Annotated in this window: 25 protein-coding genes and 2 tRNA genes; 14 read left to right on the plus strand and 13 right to left on the minus strand. The window is 68.5% G+C overall.

Going from position 1 to position 26878, the window contains the following annotated elements; translation table 11 throughout:
- Positions 1-15: 15 nt before the first annotated feature.
- Complete coding sequence (locus tag RWX45_RS08375; protein ID WP_316023275.1) at positions 16-2115, minus strand: M13 family metallopeptidase; 2100 nt, start codon at positions 2113-2115, stop codon at positions 16-18.
- Between the two features lie 86 nt (positions 2116-2201).
- Between RWX45_RS08375 and RWX45_RS08380 the strand changes: the two genes are divergently transcribed.
- Both RWX45_RS08380 and RWX45_RS08385 read left to right on the plus strand, forming a co-directional pair.
- Positions 2202-2660: a ribose-5-phosphate isomerase gene (locus RWX45_RS08380; RefSeq protein WP_316023276.1), complete on the plus strand. Its 459-nt coding sequence runs from the start codon at positions 2202-2204 to the stop codon at positions 2658-2660.
- Positions 2661-2818: 158 nt separating this feature from the next.
- Positions 2819-3793: an Fpg/Nei family DNA glycosylase gene (locus RWX45_RS08385; RefSeq protein ID WP_316023277.1), complete on the plus strand. Its 975-nt coding sequence runs from the start codon at positions 2819-2821 to the stop codon at positions 3791-3793.
- Between the two features lie 372 nt (positions 3794-4165).
- On the opposite strand, the gene epsC is transcribed toward RWX45_RS08385, so the two are convergent.
- The 3 genes from epsC to RWX45_RS08400 all read right to left on the minus strand — a co-directional run bounded on the left by epsC (position 4166) and on the right by RWX45_RS08400 (position 6967).
- Positions 4166-4741, minus strand: coding sequence for a serine O-acetyltransferase EpsC (epsC, locus tag RWX45_RS08390; protein WP_316023278.1), 576 nt, complete (start codon positions 4739-4741; stop codon positions 4166-4168).
- Positions 4742-4976: 235 nt separating this feature from the next.
- A complete protein-coding gene (gene cysK / locus RWX45_RS08395; RefSeq protein ID WP_316023279.1) occupies positions 4977-5906 on the minus strand; it encodes a cysteine synthase A in 930 nt (309 codons plus the stop codon).
- Between the two features lie 374 nt (positions 5907-6280).
- Entirely contained in the window at positions 6281-6967 is a 687-nt protein-coding gene (locus tag RWX45_RS08400; RefSeq protein WP_316023280.1) for a YigZ family protein, read from the minus strand.
- Positions 6968-7146: 179 nt separating this feature from the next.
- Between RWX45_RS08400 and rpmF the strand changes: the two genes are divergently transcribed.
- The 3 genes from rpmF to RWX45_RS08415 all read left to right on the plus strand — a co-directional run bounded on the left by rpmF (position 7147) and on the right by RWX45_RS08415 (position 7540).
- Complete coding sequence (gene rpmF / locus RWX45_RS08405; protein ID WP_316023281.1) at positions 7147-7311, plus strand: 50S ribosomal protein L32; 165 nt, start codon at positions 7147-7149, stop codon at positions 7309-7311.
- Positions 7312-7344: 33 nt separating this feature from the next.
- A tRNA-Gly gene (locus RWX45_RS08410) sits at positions 7345-7415 on the plus strand.
- A 51-nt stretch (positions 7416-7466) separates the two neighbouring features.
- Positions 7467-7540: transfer RNA gene (locus tag RWX45_RS08415), tRNA-Pro, on the plus strand.
- A 183-nt stretch (positions 7541-7723) separates the two neighbouring features.
- Here the strand turns inward: RWX45_RS08415 and mmuM are convergent.
- The gene (mmuM, locus tag RWX45_RS08420; RefSeq protein ID WP_316023282.1) at positions 7724-8659 is read right to left on the minus strand and encodes a homocysteine S-methyltransferase; all 936 of its coding nucleotides are present in this window, start codon (positions 8657-8659) and stop codon (positions 7724-7726) included.
- A gap of 151 nt (positions 8660-8810) precedes the next feature.
- On the opposite strand from mmuM, the gene RWX45_RS08425 reads away from it, so the two are divergent.
- The 3 genes from RWX45_RS08425 to tig all read left to right on the plus strand — a co-directional run bounded on the left by RWX45_RS08425 (position 8811) and on the right by tig (position 12145).
- Complete coding sequence (locus RWX45_RS08425) at positions 8811-10157, plus strand: amino acid permease (RefSeq protein ID WP_316023299.1); 1347 nt, start codon at positions 8811-8813, stop codon at positions 10155-10157.
- A gap of 47 nt (positions 10158-10204) precedes the next feature.
- Positions 10205-10507 (plus strand): FMN-dependent dehydrogenase, encoded by a 303-nt coding sequence (locus RWX45_RS08430; RefSeq protein ID WP_316023283.1) that lies wholly within the window; start codon positions 10205-10207, stop codon positions 10505-10507.
- 201 nt (positions 10508-10708) lie between these two features.
- The gene (tig, locus tag RWX45_RS08435) at positions 10709-12145 is read left to right on the plus strand and encodes a trigger factor (protein WP_316023284.1); all 1437 of its coding nucleotides are present in this window, start codon (positions 10709-10711) and stop codon (positions 12143-12145) included.
- Between the two features lie 505 nt (positions 12146-12650).
- Here tig and RWX45_RS08440 read toward each other — a convergent pair.
- Positions 12651-13010 (minus strand): cupin domain-containing protein, encoded by a 360-nt coding sequence (locus RWX45_RS08440; RefSeq protein WP_316023285.1) that lies wholly within the window; start codon positions 13008-13010, stop codon positions 12651-12653.
- 351 nt (positions 13011-13361) lie between these two features.
- Here RWX45_RS08440 and RWX45_RS08445 point away from each other — a divergent pair, with 351 nt between their 5' ends.
- Positions 13362-14000, plus strand: a complete 639-nt coding sequence (locus tag RWX45_RS08445) for an ATP-dependent Clp protease proteolytic subunit (protein WP_316023286.1) — start codon at positions 13362-13364, stop codon at positions 13998-14000.
- Between the two features lies 1 nt (position 14001).
- Entirely contained in the window at positions 14002-14697 is a 696-nt protein-coding gene (locus RWX45_RS08450; RefSeq protein WP_316023287.1) for an ATP-dependent Clp protease proteolytic subunit, read from the plus strand.
- Positions 14698-14844: 147 nt separating this feature from the next.
- On the opposite strand, the gene RWX45_RS08455 is transcribed toward RWX45_RS08450, so the two are convergent.
- Positions 14845-15369, minus strand: coding sequence for a DUF523 domain-containing protein (locus RWX45_RS08455; RefSeq protein ID WP_316023288.1), 525 nt, complete (start codon positions 15367-15369; stop codon positions 14845-14847).
- 238 nt (positions 15370-15607) lie between these two features.
- Between RWX45_RS08455 and glyA the strand changes: the two genes are divergently transcribed.
- Together glyA and RWX45_RS08465 are read left to right on the plus strand one after the other, a co-directional pair.
- Positions 15608-16936 (plus strand): serine hydroxymethyltransferase, encoded by a 1329-nt coding sequence (glyA, locus tag RWX45_RS08460; RefSeq protein WP_316023289.1) that lies wholly within the window; start codon positions 15608-15610, stop codon positions 16934-16936.
- Entirely contained in the window at positions 16933-17835 is a 903-nt protein-coding gene (locus tag RWX45_RS08465; protein WP_316023290.1) for a bifunctional methylenetetrahydrofolate dehydrogenase/methenyltetrahydrofolate cyclohydrolase, read from the plus strand. The genes glyA and RWX45_RS08465 overlap by 4 nt, the downstream gene beginning before the upstream one ends.
- A gap of 443 nt (positions 17836-18278) precedes the next feature.
- On the opposite strand, the gene RWX45_RS08470 is transcribed toward RWX45_RS08465, so the two are convergent.
- Both RWX45_RS08470 and RWX45_RS08475 read right to left on the minus strand, forming a co-directional pair.
- Entirely contained in the window at positions 18279-19352 is a 1074-nt protein-coding gene (locus RWX45_RS08470) for a hypothetical protein (RefSeq protein WP_316023291.1), read from the minus strand.
- A gap of 576 nt (positions 19353-19928) precedes the next feature.
- Positions 19929-20798 carry an exodeoxyribonuclease III gene (locus RWX45_RS08475; protein WP_316023292.1) on the minus strand — a complete coding sequence of 290 codons (870 nt, stop codon included), beginning with the start codon at positions 20796-20798 and terminating at the stop codon, positions 19929-19931.
- A gap of 67 nt (positions 20799-20865) precedes the next feature.
- Here RWX45_RS08475 and RWX45_RS08480 point away from each other — a divergent pair, with 67 nt between their 5' ends.
- Entirely contained in the window at positions 20866-21300 is a 435-nt protein-coding gene (locus RWX45_RS08480; protein WP_316023293.1) for an acylphosphatase, read from the plus strand.
- A 124-nt stretch (positions 21301-21424) separates the two neighbouring features.
- Here the strand turns inward: RWX45_RS08480 and RWX45_RS08485 are convergent, their stop codons facing one another.
- The 4 genes from RWX45_RS08485 to galK form a co-directional block, all read right to left on the minus strand.
- Positions 21425-22762 (minus strand): ABC transporter permease, encoded by a 1338-nt coding sequence (locus RWX45_RS08485; RefSeq protein ID WP_316023294.1) that lies wholly within the window; start codon positions 22760-22762, stop codon positions 21425-21427.
- Positions 22759-23595: an ABC transporter ATP-binding protein gene (locus tag RWX45_RS08490; protein ID WP_316023295.1), complete on the minus strand. Its 837-nt coding sequence runs from the start codon at positions 23593-23595 to the stop codon at positions 22759-22761. Before RWX45_RS08490 ends, RWX45_RS08485 begins: the two co-directional genes overlap by 4 nt.
- Positions 23592-24650, minus strand: a complete 1059-nt coding sequence (locus RWX45_RS08495) for an efflux RND transporter periplasmic adaptor subunit (RefSeq protein WP_316023296.1) — start codon at positions 24648-24650, stop codon at positions 23592-23594. The genes RWX45_RS08490 and RWX45_RS08495 overlap by 4 nt, the downstream gene beginning before the upstream one ends.
- 244 nt (positions 24651-24894) lie before the next feature.
- The gene (gene galK / locus RWX45_RS08500) at positions 24895-26202 is read right to left on the minus strand and encodes a galactokinase (RefSeq protein WP_316023297.1); all 1308 of its coding nucleotides are present in this window, start codon (positions 26200-26202) and stop codon (positions 24895-24897) included.
- Positions 26203-26349: 147 nt separating this feature from the next.
- Here galK and RWX45_RS08505 point away from each other — a divergent pair.
- A partial coding sequence (locus RWX45_RS08505) for a 2'-5' RNA ligase family protein (protein ID WP_316023298.1) occupies positions 26350-26878 on the plus strand: 529 nt, incomplete at its 3' end.

Raw genomic sequence — 26878 nt, forward strand, 5'->3', positions numbered from 1 at the left:
GCCGCGCCCACCGCCTCACCAGATCGTCACGCGCTTTTCCGGCGCGATCCACAGCGCGTCGTCGGCGGTCACGTCGAAGGCTTCGTAGAAGGCGTCGACGTTGCGCACAATGCCGTTGCAGCGGAACTCCGCGGGGGAGTGCGGGTCGATGGTGAGTAGCAGCTCGGCGTAATCATTGCGGCTCTTATTGCGCCAGATGCGCGCCCACGAGTAGAAGAAGCGCTGCAACCCGGTCAGCCCGTCGATGACCGGCGCCTCCTGGACAGAAGCGACACCGTCCTCGGCCAGGGCCAGTGCATAAGCCTTGAGTGCGATGCCCAAACCGCCCAGATCGCCGATGTTCTCTCCGATCGTGAGCTTGCCGTTGACATGCGGAACGGCATCGGCGCCCTTGCCCTCGGCAGCAGCGCGCTCCACCAGGGCGGCCGGACGGTAGGCGTCGTACTGGGCGATGAGCGCGTGGGTGCGGGCCTCGAAGGCTTTCCGGTCCGCTTCGGTCCACCAGTCGGTGACCTTGCCGTGCCCGTCGAAGGTCGATCCCTGGTCATCGAAGCCATGCCCGATCTCGTGGCCGATGACGGCGCCGATACCGGCGTAGTTGACGGCGTCGTCGGCCTCTGGGTCGAAGAACGGCGGCTGGAGAATCGCGGCGGGGAAAACGATCTCATTCATCGTCGGGTTGTAGTAGGCGTTGACCGTCTGCGGCGTCATATGCCACTCCTCCCGGTCCACGGGCCCACCCAACTTGCGCAGGGAGCGAGCCAGGTCGAAGGCCTCCACCGAGCGCACCGAGCCGACGACGTCACCGGGCGCCACCTCGACGGGGCTGTAATCGCGCCACTTACTCGGGTAGCCGATCTTCGGCGTGAACAAGGACAGCTTCTCCAGGGCGCGCTCGCGGGTGGCCGGGCTCATCCACTCCAGCGAGGAGATCGACCCGCGGTAGGCCTCAATGAGCCGGGCGACGAGCTGCTCCATGCGCGCCTTGTGAGCGGGCGGGAAGTGCCGAGCCACGTACAGCTCGCCGAGCGCCTCACCCAGCGTGTTCTCGATGAGGCTGACACCGCGCTTCCAGCGGGCACGCAACTCGTCGACACCCTGAAGCGTGTGGGAGTAGAAGTCGAAGTTCTCCTCCACAAAGTCACTTGAGAGCAGGGTGGCGCGACCGTGGACGACGTGCCACGCCGCCCAGGCGCGCAGGTCCTCCAGCGACGTCTCCTGCCACACCTGCGCCAGATGCGGCAGGTAATCGGGCTGCTCGACGATCGTGCTCGTCAGCAGCGCCCCCGGCTCCTCACCCGCATCCGTGACCGCGGCGACGACGCCGTCGCGCCAGACCTGCCAGGGGAAGGCAGGCGCAGAGGCGGCCAGATCATCCCAGGCGGTGGGGTTGTTGATCTTCTCAATGTCGCGGCAGGCGACCCGGTCCCAATGCCCCTGGGCCAGCGCCGTCTCCAGCGCCATGATGCGGTCCGCGAGTTCCTCGGAGCTGGCCCCGAACCGCTGGTCCAGTCCCGTCAGAGCGAGCATGCGACCCACGTGGGCGACGTATGCCTGTCGGATTTCGGCGTGCTCCTCCTCGCGGTAGTAGGACTCATCCGGCAGTCCCAAACCCGCCTGCTCCATCCAGGTGGTGTAGCGCTCGGGGTCATTGAGATCCACCTCAACGTCGATATCGATAGGACCGACGAATCCGGCAGCCAGGTGCGCACCCAGGGCGTGGGCGAGCGCCTCCTTGTCCGTTGCCCCGAGGATGGGCTCCAGCTCGGCGTCGAGCGGGTCGGCGCCGAGCGCGTCAATGTGCTCCTCGTCGAGGAAAGCGGCGTACAGCGCGCCCAGCTTCTCCGCAGGCGTGGCGGGGGTGTCCTCTCCTCGGGCGCTGGCCAGCTCCTCCAAGATGTCGCGGCAGGCGGCCTCAGCCGCGTCACGCAGCACCAAGAAGGAGCCGGTGGCGGGGCGGTCGGCGGGAATCGTCGTCGTCGCCAGCCAGGTTCCGTTGACGTGACGGAACAGGTCGTCCTGGGGGCGGATCGCCGGGTTGGCCGCGGCGGTCTCGTACACGCCAGCCAGCACCGCGTCGGCGGGGGAGGAAGCAGAAGCAGTCGGATCAGTCATGGCGCAACGCTAGCCCGAGACCGGCGGCGCCCCGTCGCTGGCCGGCGGGGACCACCGGGTATGTTCGCGTGAGGCACAATTCACCTATGCGAATTCACATTGCCACCGACCACGCCGGATTCGAGCTCAAGGGCGTCCTCGTTGACCACTGGCGCGAGGCCGGCCACGAGGTCATCGATCACGGCTGCTACGTCTACGACCGGCTCGATGACTACCCGGAGTTCTGCATCGCCTGTGCCGAGGGGGTCGTCGCCGACCCGGGCAGTCTCGGGGTGGTGCTCGGCGGCTCCGGCAACGGCGAGCAGATCGCCGCGAACCTGGTGGCCGGCGTGCGCGCGGCACTCGTGTGGAACGAGGAGGTGGCCCGACTCGCCCGCCAGCACAATGACGCCAATGTGGCCGGCCTGGGCGCGCGCCAGCACAGTATTGAGGAGGCCGTGCGCATTCTCGATGCGTTCATTGCCGAGCCCTTCAGCGGGGATCAGCGCCACCAAAACCGCATCGACCAGATGGCCGCCTACGAGCGCGCCCACCACCGGGACTAACGACGAGGTCTGCCGGGGGCCAAAGGCGGCGCGGCGACGGGCGGGGCGGCAGCGGGTAGCCGCCGGCGGCGTGATGGCCCGGCCGCTGCCCGCGCACCCCACCCGGGGTGTCGCGTAGCACATCGCTGCGGTGCGCGGCGTCGGGTAGCGTCCCCGGCATGCCTGAAGGTCATACCGTTCATCGCCTCGCCGACGCCCTGACTGAGCTGTTCGGTGGGCGGCGATTGACCGTCTCCTCCCCACAAGGGCGCTTTGCCGCGGGGGCCGCCCGCCTGGATGGCCAGGTGCTGCTCGACGGCCGCGCTCACGGCAAGCACCTCTTCCTTCCCTTTGCGCCGACCGCCGACGTCCCCGTGGAAGCGCCGGATGTGACCTGGCTGCGCGTCCACCTGGGGTTGTACGGGTCCTGGACCTTCGACGGCGACAGCGCCTTCACCGCGCCCCACTCCATCGGTGCGCCCCGGCGTCGAGTGGGGGAACGAGGAGAACACGCGCTGGCCCACGGCGGCGGTTCGGCGCTATCCGGGATCAGCGGGGAGAACGCCGTGCCTGCCCCGCCCGGGCAATGGGTGCCGCCCGAGCCCCGCGGTGCCGTGCGGCTGCGCCTGGCTGGGGAGCATGGGGTGGCCGACTTGACCGGGCCGGCCGCCTGCGAGTTGCTCGACGCCGCCGGCGTGGCCGCGGTGCGGCGCCGGCTGGGGCCGGACCCGCTGCGCGTCGACGGTGACCCGCAGGAGTTCATCGCCGGGGTGCGCCGCCGCAAGAAGGCGATTGGCGAGCTGCTCATGGACCAGTCGGTGCTGGCCGGGGCGGGCAACATCTTCCGCGCCGAAACGCTCTTCCGGGTGGGCATTTCGCCCTTCCGCCCCGGGAATCGGGTCAGCGCGGCGCGGCTGCGAGCCGTGTGGGACGACCTGGTCCCGCTCATGGACTACGGGGTCGCCACCGGTTTCATCACCACTGTGGATGTCCGCGACGTTCCCGAGCCGCTGCCCGACGGGGACGAGGAGGCGGGACGCTGGTACGTCTACCACCGCAGCGGACGCCCCTGCCTGCGCTGCGGCACGCCGATCCGGGAACGCGAGGTCGCCGGGCGGCGCTTGTTCTGGTGCCCCTCCTGCCAAGCGCACTAACCCACCGAAACCGGCACTAACAACGTGCCGAGACCGGCACTAATGACGTGCCGAAACCGGCACTAATGACGTGTCCGGCCTCCGAGCCCGGACGGCGGGGCGCCGGCGAGGCTGGCGTCGCCCTGCGGGACGTGGACTGGTCGGCAGGACTGTCAAAATTCCTGATAAACGGGCCTGCAGGCGCCGATGGCGTTTCGCGAATCGTTGGTATCATGCGGTTTTGTTCCGTGGTTTTTGGGCGGCCGACGGCGTTGATCAGGGATTTTGACACGTAGGCTCCCGGGCAGCCCGGTTCTCCGGCTGCCCGGGCGCAGTCCCCGGCTGCGTGCCAATCACGGCTACGGGCACCAACTCTGCCTCGAGCTCAACGATCTAGATGTAGATGGTTGGGTCGAGCATGAGCTCGGGGTCGGTGCGCGGGTCGCGGGCTCGCGCGGGCACGCCGACGCCCACATGGTCGGCCGGCAGGTTCTTCACCAGGACCGCATTGGCGCCGATTTTCGCGCCGTCCTCAACCGTCACCGGCCCGAGCACCTTGGCACCCGCCCCAATCTGCACGTTGTTGCCAATGGTGGGGTGGCGCTTACCGGGGTTCATGGACACCCCGCCGAGCGTGACGCCGTGGAACATGAGCACGTCGTCGCCGACCTCGGCGGTCTCCCCGATCACCACTCCCATACCGTGGTCAATGAAGAAGCGCTCACCAATCTTCGCGGCAGGGTGAATCTCAATGCCGGTGGCGGCCCGAGCGGCCTGCGACAGGGCGCGCGCCGCGAACAGATGCCCATGATTCCATAGCTTATGGGCGGCGCGGTGCGCCCACAGAGCGTGAACGCCCGGGTACAGCAGGGCCACCTCAAGGTTCGAACGCGCCGCGGGGTCGCGGCGCCGGGCGGTCGCTAGGTCTTCCTTGGCAAGATCGATGAACGACCGAGCGGGGTTGTGCATGGTGCTCCTCTAACGAGAACCTGACAGACGGGGGCTGTTGGCAGGGACGGCAGGGGTGGGCACCGCCCGACGCCGCCAAGACGGCGGTAGGCCGGTGATGACCCGCCGAGGCAACGTCGGTGGTGGTTTCCCTGTTCCTGGGATACCACCACCGACGCCGAACCGTGTCCGATTTGATTGTGGGCTTGGACTAACTCGGACTAAGACGGAGCGGCTGCCCAGCCCCGGTACCCGGTCAGTCCAGGTACTGCGAGTACAGAGGCGTGGACAGGTAGCGCTCGCCGGTGTCCGGCAAAACGGTGACGATCGTCTTGCCTGCGAACTCCGGGCGCTGAGCCAGCTGAGAGGCGGCGGCCAGCGCTGCACCGGAGGAGATACCCACGAGCAGACCCTCCTCGGCGGCGGCCCGACGGGCGTAGGTCAGCGCCGTGTCGGAGTCGATGTGCAGCAGCTCGTCCCAGACGCCCTGATCCAGGACCTCCGGGACGATGTTCGCGCCGATGCCCTGGATCTTGTGCGGGTTCCAGTTGCCCTCCTGGAGGAAAGGCGACTCGGCGGGCTCGACGCCGAAGATCTTGACCCCGGGAACCTGCTGGCGCAGGACCTGGCCGACTCCGGTTAGGGTGCCGCCGGTGCCGATGCCGGCGACGAACGCGTCCAGTTGCGAGTCGGTGGCCTGCAGGATCTCCTGTGCCGTGGTTTCGCGGTGGATCTGCGGGTTGGCGGGGTTGGTGAACTGGGACGCGAGAATCGAATTGGGGGTGGCGGCCTGGAGCTCCGTTGCGCGCTTGACGGCGCCGGCGACGCCACCCTCGGTGGTCAGCACCAATTCGGCGCCAAAGGCGCGCATGAGGGCGCGGCGTTCCTTGGAGAAGGTCTCCGGCATGGTGATGATGACCCGGTAACCGAGTGCGGCGCCGACCATGGCCAGGCCGACGCCGGTGTTGCCGGAGGTCGCTTCGATAATGGTGCCGCCGGGCTTGAGCTCGCCCGAGGCCTCGGCTGCCCGCACGATCGCCAGGGCGATGCGGTCCTTGACGCTGCTAGCCGGCTCGAAGGCCTCGACTTTGGCCAGGACGGTTGCGGGAGCGCCGTCGGTGATGCGATTGATGCGGACCAGCGGGGTGGATCCGACGAGTTCGGTGATATTGGAGACGAATGCCATGAGAGATTCCTTAAGCTGCCAGAGGTCGAGTGAAGACGAATGAAATCGGGCGCAGGATCAAGATCCTCTTAGCCCGTGAAAGTCTGGTGAATGAGGGCGGAAAAAACACCCGAGCGCCGGGCATGCACGCAATAGCGCGCACAAGTCGTGGCCAGGCGCCCTATCGACACTGGCAGCAGCAAGGGGACATCACGCACATGACGTTATCGACCGTCATGGGGTCCTCCTCGTGCGATGCTGCTGCGAATTTCACGGAGGCTCGCCGCCGGGGGCGGCGCACTCCGTTACGCTGACACTAGCGCGGGTGACCGCGGCATTGTCAAATGGTCCGCATGGTGATCTGTGTCAGCTGGCGGAGCGAGTGAGACCGTGGGTCAGACAGGGCTCTCGACGACGCGGCTACCCGCGGGCTCGGGGACGGCGGCGCCCGCGGTCAGTGCTGCCAGCTGTTCGGTCAGGCCAGTGGGATCGGCGGAGCCGGTGGACAGGGTGAGTACGGCATGCGTGGCCGTCCAGTTGGTCTCCTCGACGGCGATCTCCGGGGCGCGTCCCCGCAGCTGCCCCTCCAGTCGGCCGGCGTCGGCGACCGCCACCCGTACCTTCCATAGGTAGCGGGTGGCCAAGCGCACTCGGGCGGCAGCTTCTAGCGCCTGGGTGGCAGCCTGCGTATAGGCGCGGGCCAGCCCGCCCGTTCCCAGCAGAGTCCCTCCGAAATATCGGGTGACGACGACGGTGGTGTTGGTCAGGCCCGTGCCGCGCAGCACGTCGAGCATGGGTCCTCCGGCGGTGCCGGACGGCTCGCCGTCGTCGCTGGAGCGCTCAATGGGCTGGGCTCCGGGCACGGCAACGGTGAAGGCGCTGCAATGGTGGCGTGCGTCGGGGTAGCGGGCGCGGACGGCGGCGATGAAGACGCGGGCGGCCGCCTCGTCGTCGGTACGCGCTGCTTGTCCGAGGAAGTGGGAGCGTTTGACCTCCAGGTCGGTCTCTGGCTGCTCGCCCCGCGCCAGGGTGATGACGCCGCTGGGGTCGGCGTCGGCGGGGGAGAAGGACGAGGTGCTCATACGGTCATGTATAGCGGCGGGGGTGGTAATTCGGGTGGGACGGGACTGATCTCACACGTCCAGCGAGGGTCGTGGGCTGGAACGGGATTCACCCGAACCGCTAGGGTGGCCCCTGGTTAGGTATCCTTCGGGGTGCCCGCGTGGTCGGGTGCCCCTACGAGTTTGAGAGGAGCGGGCTCATGGCAGTGCCGAAGCGGAAGATGTCCCGCAGCAACACCCGCAATCGTCGTTCGCAGTGGAAGGCCAAGCTGCCTCAGCTCCAGACCGTGCGGGTCGCGGGTCGTGAGATTACGGTGCCGAGCAAGCTGACCAAGGCTTACCGGACTGGTCTCATCGAGTACTGAGATACTCACGGCGGGCCCGATGGGTCCGTTCATGCGGGTGTAGCTCAATGGTAGAGCCTCTGCCTTCCAAGCAGATGGCGCGGGTTCGATTCCCGTCACCCGCTCGGTGAACGCGCGACCGCCCCGACCCTCGGTGGCGGTCGTCGGCGTTAACACGGGGTGTGGCGCAGCTTGGTAGCGCGCCTGCTTTGGGTGCAGGAGATCGTGGGTTCAAATCCCGCCACCCCGACGAAGGAGGATGTCGGCGAGCTTGCTCGCATGACATCCGACGCCGAGGGAGAAGAAGGGCCGAAGGCCCGAATACCCCGACGACGAGGAGACCCATGAGCTTGCTCATGAGGTCTGCGAGGAGGAATGGGAAACAGGCTGCCAGGCCGAATACCCCGACGACGAGGAGACCCGGGGCCCGCTCTTAGCGCAGCGCTGTTGCCAGAGCCCCAATCTGGGCCGGGGTGGTGCGGCAGCAGCCGCCAATAGCCCGCACTCCTAGATCCTCCCAAGCGTGCGCCGCGTCGGCCAACAGTTCCTCCTCGCTGCCGCCGTCGACCGGGGACCAGGTTTTGGTGACGGGGTTGTAGGCCTCCCCGGAGTTCGGGTAGGCGACCAGCGGCAGTTCCGTGAACGCCGTGAGCTGCCCGAGTGCCGCCGTCGCCGTGGCTACCCGGGTGCAATTGACCCCCAACAGCCGCACCTGAGGACGGGCCTTGACCCACTCGGCAACATCCTCCAACGGCGTGCCATCGCGTAGCGCGGCGGCGTCGTCGCGCACGGATAGCGACAGCCAGGCCGGCACGTCCGGCGCCTCGGCGGCGATGAGGTCGAGCAGGGCGCGCACCTCCTCGCCCTGCGGCATGGTCTCCAGGGCCAGCACGTCCACACCCGCCTGGAGCAGCAGGTGCAGGCGCGGGCGGTGAAAGTCTGCGAATTCCTGCGGCGTCAGCGAATAGGCGCCGGTGTACTCGCTGCCGTCGGCCAGGTAAGCGCCGTAGGGGCCGATCGATCCGGCCACGAGTCCGCGTCTGCCGGTGGCGGCCTCGTGCTCGTCCCGCGCCCGACGTGCGAGCTGCACGGCGCAGCGCACCAGGTTCTCGGCATCCGGTCGGCTCACGCCCGCCCGCCGGTAAGCGTCTAGATTCGCTTGGTAGGTGTTCGTCGTGGCGACGTCGGCCCCGGCGCGGAAGTAGCTGCGATGGACATCCAGGACTGCCTGCGGAGCGTCCCGCATCGCCAATGCGGACCACAGCGGTCCGGAGGTGTCCACACCGCGCTTCTCCAATTCGGTCGCCATAGCCCCGTCGAGGACCACCGTCCCCTGCCGCTGCAGCAGCTGCGCCAGTACGTCGCTCACGCCTGTTCCTCTCCGCCCGATGGTGTTCGGCTGACTCCAACCCTAGCCACGCACGCTGGAAAACCCATCCGGGAGTCTCATGGAACCCACATCTGAAACCGAGCCCCACTCCGACCAGGCCGCTACCAGCCGCGACCGTCTGCAACGCAAGATGAGCTCGCGGCACCTGACCATGATCTCCTTCGGCGGTGTCATCGGTACCGGGCTGTTCCTGTCCTCCGGCTACACCATCAGCCAGGCCGGCCCGCTGGGAACCGTACTCGCTTACGCCGTCGGCGCACTGCTGGTCTACCTGGTCATGCTGTGCCTGGGGGAGCTGAGCGTGGCCATGCCGTGGACGGGCGCCTTCCACGTCTACGCCAAGGAGCTCATCGGGCCGGGCACCGGATTCGTCGTTGCCGTTCTGTACTGGCTGACCTGGACCATCGCGCTCGGCTCGGAGTTCACCGCGGCCGGCACCATCATGCGGCACTGGTTCCCGAACACGCCGGTGTGGATGTGGGCGGCCATCTTCATCGTGCTCGTCTTCGCCTCCAACGTGTTCTCGGTGCGGGTCTTCGCCGAATCCGAGTCCTGGTTGGCGGCGGTCAAGGTCTTCGCCATCATCGCCTTCATCGTGCTCGGCGGCCTGGCCATCGTCGGCGTCATTCCCATGGCGGACGGCTCCGCCGCCCCCGGACTGACGGGCCTGATCAGGGACGGGCTCTTCCCCAACGGCTTCGGCGCGGTGCTCACGGTCATGCTCACCGTCAACTTCGCCTTCTCCGGCACCGAGCTCATCGGTGTGGCGGCGGGCGAGACCGCCGACCCCGGCCGCAACATCCCGCGTGCCATCCGCACCACGCTGGTGCGCCTGACCGTCTTCTTCATCGGCTCGATCGTGGTCATGGCCGCCCTCATTCCCTGGCAGGAGGCTGGCGTCAGCGACTCGCCCTTCGTCACCGTGCTCGACATGATTGGTGTGCCGTACGCGGGCGACATCATGAACATTGTGGTGGTCACCGCGATCCTGTCCGCGGCCAACTCCGGCCTGTTCGCCTCCACCCGCATGCTGTGGTCGCTGGCGAACGAGGGCACCGTGCCCGCGATCGTCGCCCACACGACGATGCGGGGCGTACCGGTAGTGGCGCTGGCGCTGTCCATGGCGGGCGGTCTGCTCGCCCTGCTGACCTCGGTGGTGGCGGCCGACACCGTCTACCTCGCCCTGGTGTCGATTTCCGGCTTGGCGGTGGTCATTGTGTGGATGGCGATCGCCGCCTGCCAGTTCATCTTCCGCCGCCGCTGGCTGGAGGCAGGGCACGCCGTCGCCGAGCTGGGGTACCGGACCCCGGGCTACCCGTGGGTGCCGATCGCCGCCTTCATCGGGTCCGCCGCCTCCTGCGTCTTGATCGTCTTCGATCCCAGCCAGCGCTCCGCCCTGTATTGGACGGTGCCCTTCGTTGCCCTGTGCTATGCCGGCCATGCCCTGGCGCTGCGCCGCGGCTGGGTGAAGGCCTGAGAGGGACGACGGCGACGGCGGGCTGTGACGCGCCGTAGGCTCGTGCCATGCCCTCCTACCGCAGCATCCTCACAATCGCCGATCTGCGCCCGGGCCACGGCCCGCAGGACGTGGAGGCGGCCGCCCGCGAGGCCGTCACCGCCTCGACGACGCTGGAGGCCTTCCAGGTCGACGTGGTTCGCGGCGAGCCGCGCGTCACCGTGCGTTTCACCGGGGCCGACGACGCCGACGCCGGCGCCGTCCACTCCCGAACGCTCGCGGGTGTGCGCGCTGTCGCCGTCGTGCCGCGGCAGGTGCTCGCCAAGGTCGTCTCCGGACGCAGCGTGCCCATTCCCGCAGCCGGGGCGTGATAGGCGCCGGCCAGCGTCGTCGAGTGGGCCTCCGGCAGGGTCATCTCGGGCCGACAGGAGCTGTGTGGGTGGAGTCATTTTCCGCCGCGCCGCAACCGTGCCCTAGGATGGCCCGGAACTGACGCCGCCAACGCGCGTCCGCGTCGGGCGCCCCGGCGCCCTGTACAACCAGCCGCATCCATCTATTCGGAGTAGAACCCCGTGAAAAGCACTGTCGAGAACCTTGACCCCACGCGTATCAAGCTGACCGTGGAGGTCCCCTACGAGGAGCTGCAGCCCAGCCTCGACGCCGCCTACAAGGAGATCGGCTCCCAGGTTCAAATCCCGGGATTCCGTCGCGGACACGTCCCCGCCCGCATCATCGACCAGCGCGTCGGCCGCGCCTCCGTCATCCAGGAGGCCGTCAACAACAAGCTTCCCGACTTCTACCGCGACGCCTTGACCGAGTCCGGTCGCGTGCCCATGACTCAGCCGGAGATCGAGGTCACCGAGCTCGTCAACGTCACCGGCCCTCAGGGCGGCCAGCTCGGCTTCACCGCCGAGGTCACCGTGCGGCCCGAGTTCGACCTCCCCGAGCTCGGCGAGACCGAGATCACCGTGGACGCCGTCGACATCACCGACGCGGACGTCGACACCGAGCTGGACAACCTGCGCGCCCGCTTCGGCTCGCTCAAGTCCGTGAAGCGCAAGGCCAAGACCGGCGACTTCGTCACCATCGACCTCAAGGCCGTCATTGACGACGAAGAGGTCGACTCGGTGTCCGGTGTCTCCTACGAGATCGGCAAGGGCAACATGCTCGAGGGCCTCGACGACGCCCTCACCGGCCTCAAGAGCGAGGAGTCCACCACCTTCACCACAGCTCTGGCCGGCGGCGAGCACGCGGGCGAGGAGGCCGAGGTCACCGTCACCGCCACCGCCGTCAAGGAGCGCGAACTGCCCGAGGTCGACGACGACTTCGCCCAGATGGCTTCCGAGTTCGACACCGTCGAGGAACTCCGCGAGGACCTGCGCCGTCAGGCCGCCGAGCGCAAGGCAGGTGACCAGGCCGTTGCCGCCCGCGACGCACTGCTGGACAAGCTGCGCGAGCAGGTCTCCTTCGATGTTCCCGTCGCAGCGGTTGAAGAGGAGATCAAGCAGCACCTGCAGGCCGAGGGCAAGGCCGAGGACGACCCGCACGCCGATGAGATCCGCGACGACGTGACTTCCGGCGTGCGCGACCAGATTCTGCTCGACGTGCTCGCTGAGTCCCTCGACGTCAACGTCACCCAGGACGAGCTGCTGGAGTTCCTCATGCAGACTGCCCAGCAGTACGGCATGGAGCCCGCCCAGTTCATGCAGGGCGCCCAGCAGGCCGGCCAGATCCCCGCCTTTGTCTCGGAGATTGCCCGCAACAAGTCCCTCGCCCTGGCGCTGCGCCAGGTGACGGTCAAGGACTCCAACGGCGAGACGATCGACCTCACCGAGTTCATCGGCTCCGACGAGCTCGACGCCGAGGCCAATGCCCAGGCCGCAGCCCAGGATGCCGCGGCGGCCGACGACGAGGTCGTCGTGTCCCCGGCTTCCGCGGAGGACGCTGTCGAGGACTCGGCTGACTCCGCGTCCTCGGCCTCCGCGGACAGCGCCAACGACGCCGAGTGAGTTTTCCGGCTAATTCGCCTCGGTAGGCCCTTTGCCCGGGCGTCGACGGCGACACGCATTCCGGGGCCCGCACCATCAGGTGGTGCGGGCCCCGTTGTTGTGTGCAAGCGGTGAGCCGGTGCGATGGTGCTTGAGTTGGTGCCGGGCACTCGTCTACTACGCCACTTCACCGTTGGGTACGCCGGTTAGGGGACTGCTGAAGGCCTGAGAGGCCTTCAGTGCACCCCGAAGTGGCGTAGTAGCCCCCGAACCGGCGTAGTAGATGCGGGCCCAGATCCGGCGCGGACCGTCGGGGTGGCGATGGGGTCGCATCGCTGACTTCGGGTGACGGGATCCCGATCGTAGTTCCGGGATTTAGCCTGCCCTCAGCAACTTCGGCCGGTTTCGGTACGTTACAAGTGCCGGTTTCGGTGCGTTATGGGATGTCCTGGGGCGCCACAGCTATTTCTGACACTGCTTAGCCGATGTTTCTGTGACCGCTTAGCCGACTGCGCCGATGCTGTTGTCAGCGGGTCACGGCGTCCTCGCGGCCGTCCATGTCGACCATGACCAGCTGCAGGCGGCAGGGGCTCACGGCCGTGAGCGCGTGGCGCTCGTTGGGGGCGAGGTAGATGACGTCGCCCGCCCGCATGCGTTCGGTGCGCTCTCCGATGGCGAAGTCCATCTCGCCCTCGAGCAGGGTGCAGACCACGGCCTTGGTTGAGGCGTGCTCGGTGAGGAGCTGGCCAGTGTCGAAGGTGAACATGACGGTGCGCAGCACCGCATTGTTGACCACCACGCGCGAAGTGGTGGCCTCATCGCTGATGGGCAGCGCCTCGTTGAGGCCGAGGCGGAACAGTGACTCGGAGACCGGCGTGGTGGGCATTGGATTTCCTTCCTGAGGGTGCGGCGTGAACCGATGGACAGAACATATTGCGGTGAAACTGCTCGGGGCGGGTCAGCGGTGGGGCTGCACGGGATTTATCCCGCCCGGAGCCGTTTCAAATCCATATGGTGAGGCTACCCGCATTTCGGGCCGGGTGACCGGTGGGCTCCGGCACACTGAGGCCGGTGCGGGGCGCCGTCGTCGGGGTACCGTCCACATCAACGCACGCCGGTGCCATCAGCCGGATGGAGCGCCCTCAACCTGTGCCGTCAGCGAAACGACACCGATCCTGGGCATGACCTGTACGGGCCTCGCGTTAGCGTTGGCATCACCGAACACGGAAGGACTGACGTGAGCGAGCTCCACACGCCCCCGGCGGCCACCACCCCGGTTGCCGCCGATGGATCCGGGACGGGCCTGGGCCTGACCGACTCCATCTACAACCGCCTGCTGAAGGAACGCATCATCTGGCTCGGCTCCGAGGTGCGCGACGACAATGCCAACGCCATCTGCGCGCAGATGCTGCTGTTGGCTGCCGAGGACCCCGAGCGGGACATCTACCTCTACATCAACTCTCCGGGCGGCTCCGTCACCGCCGGCATGGCCATTTACGACACCATGCAGTACGTCCAGCCCGACGTCGTCACCGTCGCCACGGGCCTGGCCGCCTCCATGGGGCAGTTCCTGCTGTCCGCGGGCGCCAAGGGCAAGCGGTACGTGACGCCGCATACGCGGGTGCTCATGCACCAGCCCTCCGGCGGTGCCGGTGGGTCGGCGACCGACATCCGCATCAATGCCGACCTCATTATCAAGATGAAGCAGGAGCTGAGCGAGATCACCGCGGCCAACACAGGCCACACGGTGGAGGAGATCATCCGCGATTCCGATCGTGATCACTGGTTCTCCGCCCAGGAGGCCCTGGAGTACGGCTTCGTCGACCACATCGTGAGCTCCAGCCGCGAGATCAGCGCCCAGAACGGAGAGAACTGACATGACGAGCTCTCGCCCCTACTTCGATGCCGTGGCCCGGCAGATGCAGGCTGCGGGCGTCGCCCCGCAGTCCCTGCCGCAGGCCCGCTACGTGCTGCCCCAGTTCGAGGAGCGCACCGCCTACGGCTTCAAGCGTCAGGACCCCTACGCCAAGCTGTTCGAGGACCGGATCGTCTTCATGGGCGTGCAGGTTGACGACGCCTCCGCCGACGACATCATGGCTCAGCTGCTCGTCCTGGAGTCTCAGGACCCCGACGGCCTCATCACCATGTACATCAACAGCCCCGGCGGCTCCTTCACGGCGCTGACGGCGATCTACGACACCATGCAGTACATCAAGCCGCAGCTGCAGACGGTCTGTTTGGGGCAGGCCGCCTCCGCTGCCGCCGTGCTGCTGGCCGCTGGCTCGCCCGGAAAGCGCCTGGCGCTGCCCAACGCCCGCGTGCTCATCCACCAGCCGGCCATGGAGGGTGTCCAGGGGCAGGCCAGTGACATCGAGATCATCGCCAATGAGATCGACCGCATGCGCGCTTGGCTGGAGGAGACGCTGTCCTTCCACACCGGTCAGCCGGTGGAGAAGGTTCACGCCGACCTCGAGCGTGACACCATCCTGACGGCGACCGCCGCCAAGGAGTACGGCATCGTCGATCAGGTGCTGTCCTCCCGCAAGGCTCCGGCTTCTCCGCACTCGGCATAACCGCGCCTCAACAGGGCGGGGCAGGGCCGGCGGACCTCGCATCCGTCGCGCCCGCCCCGCCCCTCCTTCACCGAAACCGGCACTTGTAACGTGCCGAAACCGGTCGAAATGACGAGCCGGGCTGCTCGGCGTCGACGACGTGCTGTCTCAGGCGCGGCCTCGTCGAATATGCGGGGAATCTTCCGTGGCGACGACCGCGAGCCCTCGACGCCGCAGCGCCGCCGCCAACACGCCGCAACCCTGCTTGAGCCGGCCGGAGTGGGTGCCGTCGTAGATGCTGCGCACCCCGCAGGAGGGGCTGCGCTCCTGCAAGACGGCGGCGGATGCGCCGACGTCGGACGCAGCCGTTGCTACGGCCTCAGCGCCCCGGATGAAGGCGACGGTGACGTCATCGCCGTCGCGGGTCATGACGCGTGCCCGGCCCGCCAGTACATCCTCGCCGTCGCCGCCGACGATCTCCGCCGGTGGGCGCGGTATGGGCAGCCCGCCGAGAATTTCGGCGCATAGGGGCAGCGCAGCACCCTCAGCGACGAGCGCGATCACGCTCGCATCAGGCCTGGCGCCACCGTCATACCGACAGGGAAATCCGGCCAGGCAGGCACTGACGAGGTGCGGGCCAGACGACTCATTCACATAGGGCAGCCTACGCGACCCGACCGGTTGGCTTGTCATCTGCCAAATCCCGCCACGCTCGACCCTCGGCCCCCGCCTGGCCCCGCCGCGCCGTCGGCGCTAGCATGGGGCCGTCGTCGCGACTGGCGAAAAGGTGGACACCACCGGGGAGCGACGGCACGCCACGGGCCCGCCCCACGCGGTGGTCCCGGGGCGCAGCAACGGAGAACCTGGTCGCCCGCCTGGGCCGAGGTCGACGCCCCCGCGCGGCCTGCGCCGTGCAGACATCAGGAGAACCATGACTGATTCCGCAGCCATCCCAGCCACCCCCAACGCCGCGCTCAACAATCAGCCGCTGGCCGAGCTGGACCCCGAGATCGCCGCGGTCCTCGATGACGAGCTCGCCCGCCAGCGCGGCACCCTGGAGATGATCGCCTCGGAGAACTTCGTGCCGCGCGCGGTCCTCCAGGCGCAGGGGAGCGTCCTGACCAACAAGTACGCCGAGGGCTACCCCGGGCGCCGCTACTACGGCGGCTGCGAGGTCGTCGACGTCGCCGAGAACCTCGCCATTGAGCGCGCCAAGGCCGTCTTCAACGCTGAGTGGGCCAACGTCCAGCCGCACTCCGGCGCCCAGGCCAACGCCGCCGTCCTGCACGCCCTGGCCGACGGCGGCGACACCATCCTCGGCCTGTCGCTCGCCCACGGCGGTCACCTCACGCACGGCATGAAGATCAACTTCTCCGGCAAGAACTACCACGCCACCGCCTACGGCGTGGACGAGACGACTATGCGCATCGAGATGGACCAGGTGCGCGAGGCCGCCCTGCGCGAGCGCCCCCGCGTCATCATCGCCGGCTGGTCCGCCTACCCCCGCCACCTCGACTTCGAGGCCTTCCGCTCCATCGCCGACGAGGTCGGTGCCGCCCTGTGGACGGACATGGCCCACTTCGCCGGCCTGGTCGCCGCCGGATTGCACCCCAGCCCGCTGCCGTGGTCCGACGTCGTGTCCACCACCGTCCACAAGACCCTCGGCGGCCCCCGCTCCGGCATGCTGCTGACCAACCGCGCCGAACAGTGGGGCAAGAAGCTCAACTCCGCTGTCTTCCCCGGCCAGCAGGGTGGCCCGCTCATGCACGTCATCGCCGCCAAGGCGGTCGCCATGAAGATCGCCGGCACCGACGAGTTCAAGGACCGCCAGGCCCGCACCCTCCAGGGCGCCTCCATCCTCGCCCGGCGCCTGCTCGCCGACGACGTCGCCGCCGCCGGCATCCAGCTGGTCACCGGTGGCACCGACGTCCACCTCGTCCTGGTCGACCTGCGCAACTCCGTCCTGGACGGCCAGCAGGCCGAGGACCTCCTCCACGACGCCGGCATCACCGTCAACCGCAACGCCGTCCCCTTCGACCCACGTCCCCCGCGCGTCACCTCCGGCCTGCGCATCGGCACACCCGCCCTGGCCACCCGCGGCTTCGGCGAAGCGGAATTCACCGAGGTCTCCGACATCATTGCCACCGCGCTTGTGGCCGGTGCCGCCGGCAAGGCCGACGACGAGCTGCTCGCCGGTCTGCGCGGACGCGTGAAGGCGCTGACCGACGCCTTCCCGCTCTACCCGGGGCTGGCCCAGTGAGGGCCCCCTGGGAGGGCGCCGCCCGCGTCCTGGACGGCAAGGCCACCGCCGCGGCCCTCAAGGCCGAGCTCAAGGACCGGGTGGCGGCGCTGCGCCAGCGCGGCATCACCCCCGGGCTGGGCACGGTGCTCGTCGGCGAGGACCCCGGCAGCGTCAAGTACGTGGCAGGCAAGCACGCCGACTGCGCCGAAGTCGGCATCGAGTCGATTCGCGTCGACCTGCCCGCCACCGCCACCCAGGCCGAGATCGAGGCGGCCGTCGACCGTCTCAACGCTGACCCGGCCTGCACCGGTTACATCGTGCAGCTGCCGCTGCCCGCCGGTATCGACACCAACGCCATCCTGGAGCGCGTCGATCCGGACAAGGATGCCGACGGCCTGCACCCCACCAACCTCGGCCGCCTAGTGCTGCGCGGTACCGGGCCGATCACCTCGCCGCTGCCGTGCACGCCGCGCGCCTGCATTGAGCTCATCACCCGCCACGGCATCGACCTGGCAGGCAAGAACGTGTGCGTCGTCGGCCGCGGCGTCACCGTGGGCCGTTCCATCGGCCTACTGCTGCTGCGCAAGGACATCAACGCCACCGTTGACGTCTGCCACACCGGCACCCGCGACCTCGCCGACCATGTGCGCCGCGCCGACGTCGTCATCGCCGCGGCCGGAAGCGCCGGCATCATCACGGCCGACATGGTCGCTCCCGGCGCGGTGGTTCTGGATGTGGGGGTCTCCCGGGTCGTCAACCCGGAGACCGGCAAGGGCCGGATCATGGGTGACGTCGCCGACGGCGTTGACCGGGTTGCCGCCTGGTTGTCCCCGAACCCCGGGGGAGTGGGGCCGATGACGCGCGCTCTGCTGCTGGCCAACGTGGTGGAGATCGCCGAGCGCAACGCCGCCGACTAAGCAGCCCCGACGGCGTCGGATACGTCCTCAGACGCGGGCGACCAACGTGTTGATGTGGGGTGCCCGCCCCTGGCGGCGTCGAGCACATCGCTGCGACGGCGGGCCGGTTGCCGGTCCGGGCGGGCAGTTGGCGTCCCGGTGCTGGGGCGCGAACTCGCATCAGCGCTGGCCACCTCCCGTCGCTAGCTCCCGGCGCCGCTCGTCCTGGGCGGGCACGACGACGCTTCGGCACTTACGCTGACGGTTCGGCAGTTGGCAGTGACGATTCGTACGGAAGGCGGACGGTTCGGCAGCTAGGGTGCCGAACCGTCGCCGGAAAGTACGAACCGTTGTCCCGAAGTGCCGAAGCGTCGCCGGAAAGTACGAACCGTCGTCCGCCTGTGCTCCTTCGCCGACACCCGCCTGCGTCGCCGGCGGTTTCTGCGATGCCAGGATCCGTGCGCTTACGGAAGTGGGCTGATCGCGTCCATCCAGGCTCGAGGTTGCAGCATCCATGAGCTCCCTACGGGCACGGCACCGAGTACGTCCCGGCGTACCGCCTCAGGATCACGAAGAGCCGGTGTCTTGAAGCGTACGATTTGCCAGCCGGCCCGCTTGAGTCGGTCCTGGCGAATCCCCTCCTGGAATACGACGTCATCGCCTGCGTATTTCAAGGCGCCGTCGAACTCGACGTCAAGCATGATGTCCGGCCATGCCAGATCCAGGAAGTACTCATTGCCCTCGGCCACGACCCGATGCTGCAAGTCGGGTTGAGGAAGACCAGTCGCGAGCAGAATGCGCCGCAGCTCGCTCTCACCCGGAGACTCCGCCCAGGGAGAGAGCAACTCAAGCAGATGGCGGGCGCGGATTGATCCGTTGCGGTGACTGTAGGAGTTGAGCCTACCCTCGACGTCGGCGACCAGTTCTCGCCACGGAGCCTCAGCGTCCCGGCTCCGCCAACGATCCGGGCGGCAGTGGACTCTGAGCAGCGAATCTCCCGCCACCAGTGCATCTGCCGGTGGCAGATCAAGGAGGCAGTCGGTCAGCGTCCGGGCCAGAGATGTGACCGGCAGACCGTTGATAATGACGACGTCATCGGCACTCATGTCATTGCGGTAATGGCGGCGCAACTGTACCCGTCGTCCCAATCGCTCGGTGTGCTCCAGCAGAATGCGTCCGCCTTCGGGAGTTCGCCTGGCCAGTGGCCCGCCGTAAATGACCTGCGGGAGGGGAACGGCGGTCAGTCGTGGCCGGTATGCGGTCACGATGTCGATGTCCGGTTCGAATCGGCGCAGCGCCCCGCCATGGAACAGTACCGCGGCCTCATGTGAGACGGCCCTCGTGGTGGCACCACTCCGGAACGCGGCGACAGCCCGCGCCAAGGTCACTTCTCGTTTCTGCGCCCAATGTGGGGCAGAGGTTTGTGGCAGAAGCGCCTGACCACGCATGAGTGGAACCGCGGCGGCGGGAACGGCGCCGAGGCAGCCGGCAGTGGAAACGACGGTGGGCAGTGCGGCGATAGACGTGCGATTGGCCATGGCCTCAGCATGAAGGGCTCGGTGTCTGTGCCGCATCCGACCCCTTTGAGGTCTGTGGATGAGGGGTGCACCAAGTGAGGCTGTGGACGACGGGACCCCGGGATCGTAGGTATTGGCGTCGGATGCATGCGCGGACACGATGGATCCACGGCCACCGCAGCACGGTTGAGCGGCGTCGGCATGGCGGGTTGGTGATGTCCCGGTGCTGACGGTTCGTACCTTCCGGCGACGCTTCGGCACGTCGGGGCAACGGTTCGTACTTTCCGGCGACGGTTCGGCACCCTAACTGCCGAACCGTCCGCCTTCCGTACGAATCGTCACTGCCAACTGCCGAACCGTCAGCGTTAGTGCCGAAGCGTCGTCGTGAGGGGAGCTCCTGCCGGCGCCGGGGCAGCATTCGCGTGCGGCCAGATCAACCCCGGTGCCGGGATCGGGCGCGGCCGCTACCTTGAGGCGTGGACGGTGGTCGGCCCCGGCGCCGGGCCGCTTGAGTCCCCGGGAGGACGAAGCTGCCGCCGGTCGCGTTTGTCAAACCCGCAGAGGGTGGTTGGAATCCGAGGATGGCGCGCTTCGGCCTCACAGCTCGTAGTCGACGACGAGCGGGGCGTGGTCGGACCAGCGCTCGGCATAGCTGGGCGCCCGGTCCACGGTGAAGGAGCGGGCCCGTTCAGCCAGCCGCGGCGTGGCCACCTGGTAGTCGAGGCGCCAGCCGGCGTCGTTGTCGAAGGCCTTGCCGCGCTGCGACCACCAGGTGTAAGGGCCCTGCGCGTCGGGCGCAAGATTACGGGCGACGTCCACCCAGCCGGAGTCGAACCAGCGCTCCAGGTAGGCGATCTCCTCATCCAGTACACCTGCCGACTTGTTGTGGTTGGAGCGCCAGTTCTTGATGTCGCGCTCGGAGCGCACGATATTGAGGTCGCCGGCCATGAGCACGTCCCGCTCGCCCGCCGCCGCGGCGGCCAGCAGCGACGCCATGCGCAGGTCCACCAGGTCCAGGTGGGCGTACTTCTGATCCATTTTGATCGTCCCGACCTGGCCGGAGTGGAAGTAGGCGGACACCACCGTCAGTGGGGGCGTCGTCGTCTGGGCTACGGGGCCACCCGTTACGGCCTCGGCGCTCGCGGAGACCGGAGCCAGGTCCACCTCCAGCCAGCGGCCGGAGTCCACATCGGGCTCCGCGGTTCCCGGCGTGCTGACCCCGTAGCGGACCTGGCCGACCGTCACCGGTCCGCCTTCGCGCACCGCTACGGCGACCCCGGCGCGCCCCTTGACCCGGCACGGCCAGATCACCGACTCATACCCCGGCAGAAGCGCCGCCGCAGTGGGTTCATCGGCGCGCACCTCCTGCAGCAGGAGGACGTCGGGGGCGCAGGTCTCCAGCCAGGAGGCCATGTGCTTGCGGGAAGCGGCACGGATGCCGTTGACATTGACGGTGGCGACACGCATAACGCCCGAGTGTACGTGCCCGCCCGCGCCCCTGTGACGCTGCGCGCTTTCCTGCGACAATGGCGTCATGCAGCGCAGGTTCTTCGACCTCTTCCGCCGCCCGGCGGGCAAGCCTGAGCCCGCCGCCAACACCGCGGACGCCCAGACCGAGGGCGCCGACGCCGCCGACCAGGATGCGGGCACCCCCACCGGCGGCCGGCCCGGCGCCGCCCCCGACGCCGCGCGCCGACGCACCATTCACGCCGTCGTCTCCGGGCGCGTGCAGGGCGTCGGCTTCCGCTGGTCGTGCATGGAGGAGGGGGATCGGCTCGGGCTCGTCGGCGAGGTGCGCAACCTCGACGACGGCGACGTCGAGGTCCTCGCTCAGGGCCCGGCCGACGACGTCGCCCGCATGATCGCCTGGCTCTACCACGGCCCGCGCTGGGCAAATGTCGCCTCCGTGCGCGTCACCGACTTAAAGCCCGGCAGCCTGCGCCACCGCGCATTCGTCATGGGGAACTGAGCGACGTTGCCGGCGCGCCGCACTTCACGCCGCACTTCACCTGGGCGGGCCCCGCGCGCTCGTTAGGCAGCCGGACGACGGGAACTCCGCTAACCCGGCGACCGTGGGCCGCGCGCGCCCACGGTCAGTAGCGGATCGCGTCGATCGGCTTGATACGCACGGCGACCAGCGCCGGGATGATGCCCGACAGCGCGCCCACACCGGTTGCGGCGAGAAGACCAATGAGAGCAGCCGACATGGGGAAGGGGGGCGTGGTCTCGATGGTGGTATTCAGCAGGGCGCCGAGTGGAGCCACGCGCATACCGACGATCGCAATGCCGATCCCGATAATTCCCGCCACCACGGTTGCCACCACCGACTCCAACATGATGGAGAAGAAGATTCTGCGACTGGTTGCACCGAAGGAGCGGCGCACTCCGATCTCGTGGATGCGCTGACGCACCGTCACCATGGAGATATTGATGAGGCTGAGCGCTCCCAGGATCATGACGAACACCCCCGCGATGGTGACCGTGGTGGTGAACCCACTGGTATCAATGCCCTGGGTCTGCTCCGTATTCGAGTACGCCGTGGTCGACCCGGCACCGAACTGCGCGTCCAGGTCGTGCCTGGCCAGGCTGATGACCTGCTGCTCCTGCTCCTCGCCGGCCCAGATCTCCAGCACCGGGGCGGGCAGGGCGGCACGCGTCTCGCGGCTCAGCCACTGCTCGTGCGGACCATTGAGCACATAAGCGCTGATCGACTGGAAGCAGTAGTCACTCGCCTGCGCATCGCCTTCGCACCAGGCAAGGTCATCGGGCTTAAGCACACCCACGATCGTGTAAGTCGCCTGGGCGGGAGAATACGAGCGCACGGTGAGCGGCCCATCCAGGGTGGTGTAGCCCAACTCCTCCAGGAAACCTTGAGAGACGACCAGCGAAGGCGACAGGTCGTCTTCGTCGTCGGCGGAGAACCAGCGTCCCTGGGCCACCTGGGTGTGGTGCAGCGTGGCATATCCGAGGCTGACCACCGTGCTCGGCACGGTGCGGCTGCCAGCGGGGAAGGAGAAACGCATATCCTGCAGATAGTTGGTTGCCCAGCTCTTGGCACCGTAGCGCTCGACCAGGCCCAGCTGAGCCTCGGCGATGCGGGCGGTGGTGTCGGAGTCTGCCTGGGCGGTCGGGTCCTCCGCATCGTCGACCGCCATCGCCATGCCGCCGGTGTCCGTCGATACCCCGCCGCCGCTCACGCCACGCCCGGTCGGGGCCACCTCGATACTGACAGTGCCGGGGCGGCCCGCGTAGGTCGCGATCTCTTCATCAACGATCGTACTGGTCACCTGGCCCAGAGCAATGACGAAGGTCATGGCGGCCACGGCCGCGCCGACGCCCACCAGGGAGAGCATGACCCGCAGCTTGCCGATACGCAGCTGCGCCCAGGCTTCCACCAGGGCCCCGAAGAATCCGGTGAGGATGCGAGTCATGACAGCTCCTCCTGCGCTTCGTGCGGTTGCCCGGCCGCGGTGTCACCAGGGGCACCATGAGCGGCGTCGGCTGTCGTGGCACCGACGGGGACGGCGTCGGCGATTTCTTCGGTGAACTCGTCCAGCCCTCCGGTGCGCTCGTGCCGCACGGTGATGGGGGTGAGCACACCATGGTCGAGCCGGTACTGGGAGTGGGCTCGGCCGGCGACGGCCAAGTCGTGGGTGATGACAATGAGTGCGGCGCCGGTCTCGTGACACTGGCGTTCGAGCAGATCCATGACCAGGGCCCCGGTGTCGACGTCGAGCGCCCCGGTTGGCTCGTCGGCGAGGATGACTCGCGGTCGGCGGGCCATGGCCCGGGCGATGGCGACCCGCTGCTGCTCGCCGCCGGACAGACGACCGATGGGGAACCCGATCTTGTCCTCCAATCCCACCGAGGCGAGCAGCTCCTCGGCGCGGCGGGTACGGGTCCAGAAGGCGGTGCCAGTGTCGTACAGGAGCGGCGCGGCCACGTTCTCCGTTGTCGACAGCCCCGCAATGAGGTTGAAGGACTGGAAGACGTAGCTGAAGGTTTCGCCGCGCAGACGCGCCCGCCGCGCCTCGCCCAGGCGGCGCGTGTCCCGCCCGTCCACGGTGTAGGCGCCGGCGGTGGGCTGGTCGATGAGCCCAATGAGGTTGAGCAGGGTCGATTTGCCGGTGCCGGAGCGCCCGACGACGGCGACGTGCTCTCCGGCCTCGACGTCCAGATCGACGCCGGTGAGAATATGCAGGTCGGGGGAGTCGGGCACCTCGAAGGTGCGGGCGATGCCCCGCATACTGAGCAGGGGGCTCACAGGATCTCCTCGCCATTCTCGTCATAGCAGGCCGAGCCGTCGGGTTCGCACGTGTTCGGTTCGCCGGTGCGCACGGTGTCCTTGTTCGGCACGAACAGGAGGATCTCGTCGCCCTCGGCGAGCCCTTCGGTGACCTGGATGCTGGTGCCGTCGGTGATGCCCAGGGCGACCTCCCGCTCCTCGGCGGCCTCCGGGTTGCTCGGGTCGGTGACGACCCAGACGTTGCCCTTGGTGACACTGCCCTCGACGGCGGTGACGGGGACGACGAGCGCGTCGGTGACCGAGCCGGCGTCGATGCCGATGGTCACCGACAGGCCCGGGAAGACCTGCTGCTCGGACGGGACGGCGCACCGCACCTCGACGGAGGTGCCGTCTCCGGTGGTGGTCGTCACCTCACCGGACTGGTTGGTGGTGGTCGACGTCGTCTCCCGGGTGCCGATCTTGAGATTCGTGCACTCGAAGGGGGCGGGCCCGTTCTCAACGCTGAGGGTCGCGGAGGTGGGCGCATTGGTGAGGCGGTACTGCTGGTCGGCGGTGATGGTGCCGGTGGCCGAATAGGTGCCGGGGGCGACGGTGGCCACCACCATGCCGACGCTCGTCTCCTGCGCCTGGATGACGTTGAAGGAGACAACGCCGCTGGCGGGCGCGTATACGGTCGCCCAGGTGACCTTGTCTTCCACGGGCGTCTGGACGGTGTTGCCCTCCTCATCCACGGAGACAACAGTCGGCTCCTGCGGCTCAACCTGTTTGAGGTAGACCAGCGGCTCGCCCTGGGTGACCGTGGCGCCCTTTTGTACGGCGAAGGAGTCGACGACGCCGTTGAGAGTGGCCTGCGCCTCGACGGCGGCGTCCTCGACGATCTGCCCGCTGACGTCGACGGTGTTGGAGATGTCTCCGGTGGTCACCGTCGTCGTCTGGGTGACGGCGCTGATACCGGGGTCGATATTCGCCGTCGTCCCGGTGGCGGTGTCGGGGAAGAAGGCGATCTTCACCAGCGCCACCGCAATGACGACGGCGATGAGGATCTTGAGGGTGGGCAGAACGTAACGCTTCACTGGGCACCTCCGGTCGGCCAACGTGGCCGGGAGCGGCAGCCGAAACTGCCGTGATGATGGGAGGGACCGCGGCGGGAGCCGCCAGGGTCCCGAGGAGACACCACGAGACTAGGGTGAAAGCGCCGGCGTGTTGCTCATCCTCTGGTAGGAACAACCCCTGGTTTTTCCCGGAGAGACGGCTCAGGGACATCCTCCGAAAGGAGGAGGCGCCGGACCGGTGGTTCTTCCCCGGCGCGGCCCGAGCTCAGGCCAGGCGACCGGCCGGAGCCGAGGGCGCCGCGTTGAGGAAGGCCGGGGCGGCGAAGCCGTGCTCCGCATAGGCGTCGACGACGGCGCGGGCCACGGCGTCCACGGCGGAGGAGTCGACCAGCGCGATGGCGCTGCCGCCGAAGCCGCCGCCCGTCATACGTGCCCCGTAAGCGCCGGCCGCGCGGGCAGCGGCGACAGCCACGTCGAGTTCGGGGCAGGTCACCTCGTAGTCCACCCGCAGCGACTCGTGGCTCGCATTCATGAGCGCCCCCGCCTGTGCCAGCTTCTGCCCGGCCAGCGGGGTGCCGTCCTGCAGCAGTGCCACCAGGCGTTGGGTGCGGGCGATCTCGGTGACCACGTGGCGGGTGCGTGCCACGAGCACGGCGGCATCACTCCTGCCGGAGGCCTCAAGCGTGGCCAGGGCATCAGCGAGAGTGTCTTCGGTGATATCCGCCAGCAGTTCCACGCCCAGGATCTGGGCGGCGTCCTCGCAGGCCTGTCGGCGGGCGCCGTATTGGCCATCGACCAGTGAGTGCTTGGCCTTCGTGTCGATGACCAGCAGCGTGAGGTCCTCCGCCGCGAGATCGAACGGCACATGCGTGACGCCGCCGTCGCGGCAGTCGAGTTCAAGCGCATGGCCGGCGCGGCAACGCATGGAAGCGGACTGGTCCATCCCCCCGGTGGGGGCGCCCGCCATTTCGTTCTCGGCACGGATGCAGGCCTTGACCAACCGCGCGCGGCCGGCGTCGTCGGGGGCATCGGCCGGCCCCGCCAGGCCCAGGGCGCACACGTCGTCGAGGGCGACGGCGGTCGCACACTCCAGGGCGGCGGAGGAGGAGAGACCGCCGCCCAGCGGCACGCACGAGTACAGGGCGGCGTCGAATCCGCTGAGCGGCCCGAGGCCGTCCTGCTCGAGGGCCCAGGCGACGCCGGCGACGTAGGCATTCCAGTGCCGGACCTCCCCGGTGGAGCCCTTGGGACCAATCGCGTCGAGGTCAAGGACATCAACCGTCTCGCGCGTCTGCGGGGAAACCAGGCGGATGATCCGATCCTCCCGCCGTCGCAGCGCCAGATGGGCGCGGTGCGGTAGGGCAATCGGCAGCGCCAGACCACCGTTGTAGTCGGTGTGCTCACCAATGACGTTGACCCGTCCGGGCGCGTACCACACGCCGTCGGGGGCCTCACCGAAGGTTTCTTCAAACAGGTCGGTGGCGGCGGCGATTCCCTCTTGCGCAGAAAGCGCGGGGGAGAAGACGGGCTCGGTCCCGGCGACGGCGGCGGGCTGTGTCTCGGTGTGCGACATGGGCTCATTCTGCCAGACGTTTGGCTGCCCGGCGCATGGGTCTCGGAGACTTCTCGGGTCGGCCCCCGAGATGTTCCCGAGGCCGGTCCCGGAGTAGGGTGCACCCTGCCATTGCTCCGAGTCAGCCCGAGAAGGAACGCGCGCTTCATGGATGTTCCCGCGCCCGCACCCACACAGTGCGTACTCGGCGTCACCATCGTGCTGCCCGAGCCGTGGGCGACGCAGGTGCGCAGCGTGCGCACCCTGGTCGGCGATCCGCTCGGCAATGCGATTCCGCCGCATGTCACCCTGCTGCCGCCGACCGCCGTGGAGAAGGCCGACCTCGACGCCATCACGGCCCACGTCACCGACCTGGCGGCGCACGCCGCGCCGTTCCCCATGCGGGCTACGGGGGTTGGCACCTTCCGTCCGGTCAGCCCGGTGGTTTTCCTTGATGTTTCCGAGGGTGCCGGCGCCATGGACGCGCTTCAGCGGGCGTTGCGCGCCGAGGGTGGGCCGCTCGCCCGCAGCCTGCGTTTCCCCTTCCGCCCGCACATCACTCTGGCTCACGAGGTCGACGACGCCGCTCTGGACCGCGCCGCACGCGCCGGCCGTGGCATTGATGCGGCCTTCGTCGTCGAGCGCATTCACCTGCAGCGACTTGCCCCCGACGGGAGTTGGGCCTCGCTCGCAGCCC

The sequence above is a fragment of the Actinomyces sp. MRS3W genome (genome assembly GCF_032465695.1).
In the GTDB taxonomy this organism is placed as follows: Bacteria; Actinomycetota; Actinomycetes; order Actinomycetales; family Actinomycetaceae; genus Actinomyces.

Bases quoted from the DNA above. Each gene is read 5' to 3' on its own strand.
- RWX45_RS08375 (WP_316023275.1), bottom strand. From the start codon at position 2,115: ATGACTGATCCGACTGCTTCTGCTTCCTCCCCCGCCGACGCGGTGCTG.
- RWX45_RS08380 (WP_316023276.1), top strand. From the start codon at position 2,202: ATGCGAATTCACATTGCCACCGACCACGCCGGATTCGAGCTCAAGGGC.
- RWX45_RS08385 (WP_316023277.1), top strand. From the start codon at position 2,819: ATGCCTGAAGGTCATACCGTTCATCGCCTCGCCGACGCCCTGACTGAG.
- epsC (WP_316023278.1), bottom strand. From the start codon at position 4,741: ATGCACAACCCCGCTCGGTCGTTCATCGATCTTGCCAAGGAAGACCTA.
- cysK (WP_316023279.1), bottom strand. From the start codon at position 5,906: ATGGCATTCGTCTCCAATATCACCGAACTCGTCGGATCCACCCCGCTG.
- RWX45_RS08400 (WP_316023280.1), bottom strand. From the start codon at position 6,967: ATGAGCACCTCGTCCTTCTCCCCCGCCGACGCCGACCCCAGCGGCGTC.
- rpmF (WP_316023281.1), top strand. From the start codon at position 7,147: ATGGCAGTGCCGAAGCGGAAGATGTCCCGCAGCAACACCCGCAATCGT.
- RWX45_RS08425 (WP_316023299.1), top strand. From the start codon at position 8,811: ATGAGCTCGCGGCACCTGACCATGATCTCCTTCGGCGGTGTCATCGGT.
- RWX45_RS08430 (WP_316023283.1), top strand. From the start codon at position 10,205: ATGCCCTCCTACCGCAGCATCCTCACAATCGCCGATCTGCGCCCGGGC.
- RWX45_RS08440 (WP_316023285.1), bottom strand. From the start codon at position 13,010: ATGCCCACCACGCCGGTCTCCGAGTCACTGTTCCGCCTCGGCCTCAAC.
- RWX45_RS08450 (WP_316023287.1), top strand. From the start codon at position 14,002: ATGACGAGCTCTCGCCCCTACTTCGATGCCGTGGCCCGGCAGATGCAG.
- RWX45_RS08455 (WP_316023288.1), bottom strand. From the start codon at position 15,369: ATGACAAGCCAACCGGTCGGGTCGCGTAGGCTGCCCTATGTGAATGAG.
- glyA (WP_316023289.1), top strand. From the start codon at position 15,608: ATGACTGATTCCGCAGCCATCCCAGCCACCCCCAACGCCGCGCTCAAC.
- RWX45_RS08470 (WP_316023291.1), bottom strand. From the start codon at position 19,352: ATGGCCAATCGCACGTCTATCGCCGCACTGCCCACCGTCGTTTCCACT.
- RWX45_RS08475 (WP_316023292.1), bottom strand. From the start codon at position 20,798: ATGCGTGTCGCCACCGTCAATGTCAACGGCATCCGTGCCGCTTCCCGC.
- RWX45_RS08480 (WP_316023293.1), top strand. From the start codon at position 20,866: ATGCAGCGCAGGTTCTTCGACCTCTTCCGCCGCCCGGCGGGCAAGCCT.
- RWX45_RS08485 (WP_316023294.1), bottom strand. From the start codon at position 22,762: ATGACTCGCATCCTCACCGGATTCTTCGGGGCCCTGGTGGAAGCCTGG.
- galK (WP_316023297.1), bottom strand. From the start codon at position 26,202: ATGTCGCACACCGAGACACAGCCCGCCGCCGTCGCCGGGACCGAGCCC.